This is a genomic window from Acinetobacter sp. YH12043 (assembly GCF_013419915.1).
GTDB lineage: Bacteria > Pseudomonadota > Gammaproteobacteria > Pseudomonadales > Moraxellaceae > Acinetobacter.
Window position 1 is genome coordinate 1 of record NZ_VOZD01000048.1, and the last position, 7,717, is coordinate 7,717.

Sequence of the window (7,717 nt, forward strand, 5' to 3'; positions counted from 1 at the left end):
TGATGGGAGAGAATGTTCAAGAGTGGATTCTAAATGTTCAGATAAAGACATAAAAAAATGAGCGTATTTACATACACTCATTTTTACTACATTTTACTAAAATTTGCTTAACTGACTGGCATTACCTGAACAGGGTCTTTTTTCTATTATATTGTCTTGATCAGGTGACGGATTAATTATCATAAAACCGTCATAAAGCTGTAACCCGGCTGTCATATTCCAAAATCAAAATGTGAGTATCGAAAACAGGTACTCAACTGAATCAAAAGTGGTGTACTTGAAATTTTAATAAATGAGAGAGATCCAGAATGCGCTTAACAAATATAGCAATCTTAATTGCAGCGGGGGTAGCGGCATCCACGACAGCGAATGCAGCACGTGACACTATTCAAATCGCAGGTTCTTCTACTGTTTTACCTTATGCCAGTATTGTCGCTGAAGAATTTGGCAATACTTTCCCTCAGTTTAAAACACCAGTCGTTGGTTCAGGTGGTTCATCTGGCGGCCTAAAACAGTTCTGTAATGGTGTAGGGGACAATACCATTGATATTGCGAATGCCTCGCGTCAAATCAAAAGTGCCGAACTGGCAGAATGTAAAAAGAATGGTGTCAACAAGGTACTAGAAATCAAGATCGGGTATGACGGGATTGTCTTTGCATCTAATTCGAATAAAGCCGCTTATAAATTACGACCTCAGCATGTTTATGCTGCTTTAGCTGCGCAGTTACCTTCCAAAGGGAAAATGGTAGCAAATCCATATACCCGCTGGAACCAGATTGATCCAGCCTTACCGAATGAACCTATCACTTTAGTGATTCCGGCTTCAAATCATGGCACACGTGAAGTCTTCCAGGAGAAGATGGTGGATGCAGGTTGTGAATCGTATGCTGCTATTAAGGCTCTAGCGAAAGATGCACAGAAAAAAGCATGTACCAGCTTCCGTAAAGATGGCCGTGTTGTTGAAATTTCAGGTGACTATACTGAAACTTTGGCACGCTTAAAAACCTCACCGAGCGCTGTTGGCGTATTCGGCCTGGGCTTTTACGATCAAAACCGCGACAAGCTACGTGTAGCAACCGTCAATAACGTTGCTCCTTCTGAAAAGACCATTTTAAATGGGGCTTATCCGGTATCTCGTCCATTGTTCTTCTATGTCAAAGGCGAACACCTGAAATCAATCAAAGGTTTGCAACAGTTCACAGAGTATTTCCTGAATAAAAAGGTATCGGGTAAGGGTTCCAAGCTGGAAAAAGCCGGCTTGATTTCAATGTCAGACAAAGAACGTGCAGCAGTGCTGGCAAATTTTAAGGCTGCAAAAGCCGTAGTAGTGAAATAAAACAGGATTTAGGGAAATGCTGGTGACAGTCGACCTGTCATCGGCTTTTCATGGCAAGCAAGTTTTTTCACAGACTAAAATCCTGAAAAGAACCATGGAGAATACATGAATCTGCTACTTATAGGTGTGTTACTGGCTTTAATTGCCATCGCCTATCAAATCGGATTAAGTAAAAGCCGGAAACTAGCAGGTCAGGGCAATAATTCTGAGATGCTACATTCACGTCCTGGATATTATGGCGCGCTCGTAGCTTTGTGGTGTGGACTTCCTGCATTTTTGATTCTGATGGCATGGAACATTGTTGAACCTAGCCTGCTGGAACAGGTCGTAATTAAACACCTGCCTCATGATGTTTTGACTCATCTGGATCAAGCCAGTCTGAGTGTGGTCATAGATCGTGTACAGGCATTGGCTTCCGGTTTCGGTGTCAGTGATCAGCCGGCTGCTTATGAACTTGCAGCAGCAGAACAATTAGCTAAATTTTCTACCATCGGTACTTTTGCCAAACTGGCAGTTGTCATTTCTGTGGCTTTGGCCGGTCTGGTCTGGGCAAAAAAACGGATCAGCCAGAATTTTCGTGCACGGAATCAGGTCGAAAAGATCATGAATATCGGGCTGGCCTTGTGTTCTGGAGTAGCCATCCTGACCACACTCGGCATTGTGATGTCGATGTTTGGCGAAGCCATGCGATTCTTCAGCTTTGTCAGTCCACTGGATTTCTTCTTTGGCACCGAATGGGATCCGGGTTTTAGCACCACGGGTCATGCCGAAGGCAGTTATGGATTATTGCCATTGCTGTGGGGAACATTGATGGTCAGCGGGATTGCATTACTTGTTGCAGTCCCCTTAGGACTGATGATTGCGATTTATCTGGCCGAGTACGCATCACCACGCTTCCGAGCTTGGGCAAAGCCGACCATTGAGGTTTTGGCTGGAATTCCAACGATTGTCTACGGTGTTTTCGCCTTAATGATTCTGGGGCCATTTCTTAAAAGTCTAGGTGCTTTGGTCGGTATTGATATTAATGCCACCAGTGCGCTTACTGCTGGCTTCGTCATGGGCATCATGATTATTCCATTCGTGTCATCTTTATCAGACGACATTATTACCCAGGTACCACGTGCCTTGAGGGATGGTTCTTTAGGTCTGGGCGCGACCAAATCTGAAACGATTCGTCAGGTCGTATTACCAGCCGCTTTACCCGGCATTATTGGCGCTTTTTTGCTGGCGGCATCGCGGGCCATTGGTGAGACCATGATTGTGGTACTCGCAGCAGGAAACAGTCCGCAACTGCATGCCAATCCACTGGAAGCAGTTTCAACAGTGACCATTACCATCGTCAATCAGTTGACGGGTGATACTGACTTTGCCAGTCCGCAGGCGCTGGTGGCTTTCGCCTTAGGTCTTACTTTGTTTGTCATTACTTTGGGGCTGAACATTGTTGCACTGTACATCGTGCGTAAATATCGAGAGCAATACGACTAATGAGTACTTCAAATACAACGCCTGTAGATCAGCCTATTGATCCATCTGTGGCTGCTGAGCAACGTGAAAAGCGCAGGAAGACCATTCAAAGCTCTCTGGCACGACGTCATCGCAAAGAAAAAACCTTTCGTGTCATGGGGCTTTCTGCCGTATTGGCTGGTTTGTTCTTTGTGGTAGTTCTTTTCGGCAGTATTTTGGGCAAAGGTTTGCCGGCATTCTGGCAAAGCAGTATGAGCTTGCCGATTCATTTTGATCCAGCCATTGTCAATATTAATCCTAAACCTAAACAGGCTGCGGGAGAATCCCAGGCACAATTTGAACAGCGTATGGTGGATTGGCAAATGCAGGTCGGTCTGGTTGACTGGGATACCTTGATTGTAAATGGCATGATTGCCAAAGACAGTAAGCTGGAAAGCCAGCGTGATGAACTGGGCTATTTATATACCAGTTCAGAAGCGTATCGTCTGCGGGATATGGTACTGAATAATCCGGCTCTGGTCGGTCAAACCAAAGACGTAAAAATTCTCGCAGATGCCAATGTTGATGTCTGGCTGGCTGGCAATATTGACCGCGATCTGCCCGATGAACAGCAACAGCTCAGTCCTGAAGTCCGTCAGCTTGCGGATGATATGAAAGCTGCCGGAATCATAGAAAGTAGCTTTAATACCAATATCTTTACCAGTCCGGACTCGCGCAGTTCACCTGCTACCTCAGGTCTCGCAGGCGCATTTATGGGCTCATTATTCATGATGCTGATCGTGATCTTTATCTCGATTCCGATCGGGGTAGCATCGGCCATCTATCTTGAAGAATTTGCACCAAAGAACTGGATTACCGATGTCGTAGAAGTGAATATTAATAACCTTGCAGCAGTTCCTTCCATTGTCTTTGGTTTACTCGGTGCAGCGATTTTTATTGGCTGGATGCATTTACCACTGTCAGCACCGTTGGTGGGTGGTCTGGTATTAAGTTTGATGACACTACCGACTGTGATTATTACTATGCGTGCATCACTTAAAGCCGTACCGCCATCCATTCGTCAGGCAGCATTAGGCTTAGGTGCATCACGCTTGCAAACCGTATTTCACCATGTTTTACCGCTTGCACTACCAGGTATTTTGACGGGGGCGATTATTGGTGTGGCACAAGCACTGGGTGAAACGGCCCCGCTATTATTGATCGGGATGAGTGCTTTTGTCGCAAGTGTACCGGCTTCACCATTTGATCAATCCACAGCATTGCCGGTGCAAATTTTCCTGTGGCAAGGCAATGAGCTACGTAACTTCTTCGAAGGACGTACTGCAGCAGCCATTATTGTACTTCTGGCCATGATGATCAGCCTGAACAGCTTAGCCATCTGGTTACGTAAGAAATTTGAAGTCCGTTGGTAAGGAAGAGCAGAATATGAATACAGCAAATCCAACTATAAATTCCTTAGAAAAGGATCCGTCTGTGAATCCACAACATACACAATTTACCCAAGATTCTGTGACCCAAAAGCCAGCGACTGCTTTTGTCTCCCAGTTTGATAGCCAAGCTGAAAACAAAGCACCGAAAAAGTCAGATCAGGTCAAAATCAGTACCTCAGATGTACATGTTTACTATGGTGAAATAGAAGCAATTAAAGGCATTGATCTGAATATCTATGAAAATGAAGTGATTGCTTTTATCGGTCCTTCAGGTTGTGGTAAATCAACTTTCCTGCGTACCTTAAACCGGATGAATGACACGATTGATCGCTGTCGTGTAACCGGTAAGGTGTTGCTGGATCATCAGGATATTTATGACCCGAATCTGGATGTGGTATTGCTGCGTGCGCAGGTGGGGATGGTGTTTCAGAAGCCAAACCCTTTTCCAAAGTCGATTTTTGATAATGTCGCTTATGGGCCAAAATTGCATGGTCTGGCACGGGATAAATATGATCTGGAAGAAATCGTAGAACACAGCTTGCGTAAAGCGGGATTATGGGATGAAGTCAAAGACCGTTTAAATCAGCCGGGCACGGGATTGTCGGGTGGTCAGCAGCAGCGTTTATGTATTGCACGGACGATTGCCGTTTCTCCTGAAGTGATTCTGATGGATGAACCCTGTTCAGCACTCGATCCGATAGCAACAGCCAAAGTTGAAGAACTGATCTCCGAGCTATCAACCCAATACACCATTGCTATTGTGACTCACTCCATGCAGCAGGCAGCGCGAGTCTCTGATCGGACTGCTTATTTCCATTTAGGTGATCTGATCGAAGTCAACTCGACCGAGAAAGTCTTTACCCAGCCAGATCATCAGCTCACTGAGGCCTATATTACAGGGCGTTTTGGTTAAGAAGTTTTATCTCAAGAAAGAAGGGCTAAAAAGCTCTTTTTTTTATATCCAAAAGTAACCAAAGAATAGAAGATATATCAATTGAATCAGTGAAATGTGGAAAAATAAACCGAATCCTATTGTGACCTAAATTCTTATAGAATATGCCGTCTTTGACATGGCAGAGCTGTCAAAAGATAGATGTTAAGAAAAGGTTGCATCCGCTATGGAAACACTCAAAAAGATGTCAGTTTTTCTGATGCTGCTGATCGCATTAAGTTTAGGCATTGGTGGTTTGTGGCATCAATTACAAGGCGGCAGCATGTTTTATACACTGATTGGATTGCTGTATGGACTCAGTTTGAATTTCTATTTCAAAAAGCAGGAAAAAGCCTTATATACGAATTCTGCTATATTGCTGGGTGTTATTCTCTGGGCAGGTTATCAGCATGGCATCAATCTTTTATAGTACAAATTATTTTTGCTCTACTAAAGCCCCATGGATACTGCTCTGTTTCAGCAATTAAACAACAATATTCTATTGAAAAAAAATCATTTGACCTTATCTTAAATTGAAACCTATATAAATAATTGAGACCCGATTTTTATGTTATTTCATACCCCCAAATTACCCGCTGAAATCCGTATTAGTCACTTGAATGCGCGCATTAACGAGCAACGAAAAAAAATAGCGCAAACAACTTCATCTAAACTGGAACTTTTGCAATTGAGCCAGCAATTGTCAAAAGAAGCGCGTGCGCGTAAGAAAACTAACCAGAAAATCTATGTACTCGATTTTAAAGGCGATATGGCTGCGTCTGCGGTAGAAAGCCTGCGTGAAGAAATTACCCTGATTCTATCTACAGCGAAAGCTGGTCGTGACCGTATCATTGTACGTTTAGAAAGTCCGGGTGGTATGGTGCATGGTTATGGTCTTGCAGCTGCGCAGCTGGTGCGCTTACGTGAAGCGGGTTTTCATGTGACCATCTGTGTTGATAAGGTTGCAGCCAGTGGCGGTTATATGATGGCGTGTATTGCAAATGAAGTGATTTCTGCGCCGTTTGCGATTGTGGGTTCAATTGGGGTAGTGGCACAGGTGCCAAACTTTAACCGTCTGCTGAAAGAAAACAAGATCGATTTTGAACTTTATACTGCGGGTCAATACAAACGTACGGTGACCATGTTTGGTGAAAATACCGAAGAGGGCAAAGCCAAGTTTGAAGAAGAATTGCAACAGACACATGCCTTGTTTAAACACTTCGTGGAAAAATATCGTCCACAGTTAAATGTTGAAAAAGTGGCAACGGGTGAACACTGGTATGGTCAGGATGCCCTAGACCTGAATCTGGTGGATAAACTGCAAACTTCCGATGAATATCTGCTAGGCCTATTACCACAACATGATGTGTATTTAATCCAGACCCGTAAAAAACCAACGCTGGGCGAAAAACTAGGTTTGCAAGCAGCACAAATTGCAGATTCTTTTATCCCTGCGGTGATGAATAAAGTGGTAGATACGCTAACCAAAGCCAATTCAAATCTGGTTCAGATGCGCGATCCTAAACTTTAATTCATTATTCAGTTATGAATCTAAGAGCTCACTTCGGTGGGCTTTTTTATGATCTAAAATCAAACAATTGTGCTATAAATAACTGACTTATAGTGGTTTCTCATTTATATGCTCACGTTTCTTTTACTATTCGGCTTCTTCAGTATCATTTTTATTCCGATGCTATGTATGTTCTATTCTGAAGCGAAATTAACCACTGACGAATCGAAGAAAATTTTATTTTGGCTCAGCTTTCTTCCGGGCACTTCAATCTTTTTACTTTACGCATTTTTAAAGCCAGATGCTCCACCTGTTATTCCTTCGCAGGACTGTGGCGTGATTCAATTTTACCAATTCAATGCTCGTCGTGGTGGTTACTTTGAGCGTGTCAGCATCCGCTTTGATGGTGCTCAATATAATCGTCATCTATTTTTTGATAAGCATCTAAAGAAAATTCCTCAAGGTCAAAAAGCCTGCTTTGAATATTTAGATAAGTTCAAATATCCGCATTTGGCAGAATCTAAGCTGGTTAAATGGATTGAACCTTCATAAATATCAGGCATGGTTACTGCTCATCAGCTAAAATGAAGCATATTTCCATTAAGAGCAGAAAGATGACCGTGGCTGAAGCATTTTTAGCAATCCAAAATTGTTATTTTAACTATGAATTTGAGGAACTGAATTTAGCGGATGACTTCCCAGAAGAGTTGCCTGTTTCTCTACGTGGAATTATGTACAGACATGAGATTCAATATCCCGATGCCACCTATTATATTTATTACAGCGAGATATTGACGGGTAATGAATTGCAAAAAATGAAAGATGATTGGCAGCGATATTGCCCACTTCCATAATTTAAAATAAGAAAATATAAAATCTAAGTCTTTAATTCCAGCAAATAAAAAAGCTCACTTTAGTGTAATGCCAGTCAGTTAAGAGATTGACTGGCTTTTTCTTGGGTATTTTTGAGGTTTTCCTTTTACAACCCTTGGATAACTCCTCACTCTTCTCTCAGGTATAACATACCGATTAGATTTCTCCATTA

At 42.9% G+C, this 7,717-nt stretch carries 8 protein-coding genes; all 8 read left to right on the top strand.

Annotated elements, in window-relative coordinates:
• Positions 1 to 308 precede the first annotated feature (308 nt).
• The 8 genes from FTU01_RS15165 (at position 309) to FTU01_RS15200 (ending at position 7,526) form a co-directional block, all read left to right on the top strand.
• The gene (locus tag FTU01_RS15165; RefSeq protein ID WP_180052569.1) at positions 309 to 1,337 is read left to right on the top strand and encodes a substrate-binding domain-containing protein; all 1,029 of its coding nucleotides are present in this window, start codon (positions 309 to 311) and stop codon (positions 1,335 to 1,337) included.
• A gap of 105 nt (positions 1,338 to 1,442) precedes the next feature.
• Positions 1,443 to 2,822 (top strand): phosphate ABC transporter permease subunit PstC, encoded by a 1,380-nt coding sequence (gene pstC / locus FTU01_RS15170; protein WP_179992252.1) that lies wholly within the window; start codon positions 1,443 to 1,445, stop codon positions 2,820 to 2,822.
• Positions 2,822 to 4,213, top strand: coding sequence for a phosphate ABC transporter permease PstA (gene pstA, locus FTU01_RS15175; protein ID WP_180139950.1), 1,392 nt, complete (start codon positions 2,822 to 2,824; stop codon positions 4,211 to 4,213). Before pstC ends, pstA begins: the two co-directional genes overlap by 1 nt.
• 13 nt (positions 4,214 to 4,226) lie before the next feature.
• Positions 4,227 to 5,144, top strand: coding sequence for a phosphate ABC transporter ATP-binding protein PstB (pstB, locus tag FTU01_RS15180; RefSeq protein ID WP_218952590.1), 918 nt, complete (start codon positions 4,227 to 4,229; stop codon positions 5,142 to 5,144).
• A 205-nt stretch (positions 5,145 to 5,349) separates the two neighbouring features.
• Complete coding sequence (locus FTU01_RS15185; protein ID WP_180139956.1) at positions 5,350 to 5,592, top strand: hypothetical protein; 243 nt, start codon at positions 5,350 to 5,352, stop codon at positions 5,590 to 5,592.
• Between the two features lie 138 nt (positions 5,593 to 5,730).
• Positions 5,731 to 6,693 carry a protease SohB gene (sohB, locus tag FTU01_RS15190; RefSeq protein ID WP_159123126.1) on the top strand — a complete coding sequence of 321 codons (963 nt, stop codon included), beginning with the start codon at positions 5,731 to 5,733 and terminating at the stop codon, positions 6,691 to 6,693.
• 108 nt (positions 6,694 to 6,801) lie between these two features.
• Positions 6,802 to 7,224: a hypothetical protein gene (locus FTU01_RS15195; protein WP_180012522.1), complete on the top strand. Its 423-nt coding sequence runs from the start codon at positions 6,802 to 6,804 to the stop codon at positions 7,222 to 7,224.
• A 62-nt stretch (positions 7,225 to 7,286) separates the two neighbouring features.
• Entirely contained in the window at positions 7,287 to 7,526 is a 240-nt protein-coding gene (locus FTU01_RS15200) for a hypothetical protein (protein ID WP_159123128.1), read from the top strand.
• Positions 7,527 to 7,717: the final 191 nt, after the last annotated feature.

Excerpts from the sequence above, each read along its gene's own strand:
- FTU01_RS15200 (WP_159123128.1), top strand. The coding sequence starts at position 7,287 with ATGACCGTGGCTGAAGCATTTTTAGCAATCCAAAATTGTTATTTTAAC.
- pstC (WP_179992252.1), top strand. The coding sequence starts at position 1,443 with ATGAATCTGCTACTTATAGGTGTGTTACTGGCTTTAATTGCCATCGCC.
- pstA (WP_180139950.1), top strand. The coding sequence starts at position 2,822 with ATGAGTACTTCAAATACAACGCCTGTAGATCAGCCTATTGATCCATCT.
- pstB (WP_218952590.1), top strand. The coding sequence starts at position 4,227 with ATGAATACAGCAAATCCAACTATAAATTCCTTAGAAAAGGATCCGTCT.
- FTU01_RS15185 (WP_180139956.1), top strand. The coding sequence starts at position 5,350 with ATGGAAACACTCAAAAAGATGTCAGTTTTTCTGATGCTGCTGATCGCA.
- sohB (WP_159123126.1), top strand. The coding sequence starts at position 5,731 with ATGTTATTTCATACCCCCAAATTACCCGCTGAAATCCGTATTAGTCAC.
- FTU01_RS15195 (WP_180012522.1), top strand. The coding sequence starts at position 6,802 with ATGCTCACGTTTCTTTTACTATTCGGCTTCTTCAGTATCATTTTTATT.
- FTU01_RS15165 (WP_180052569.1), top strand. The coding sequence starts at position 309 with ATGCGCTTAACAAATATAGCAATCTTAATTGCAGCGGGGGTAGCGGCA.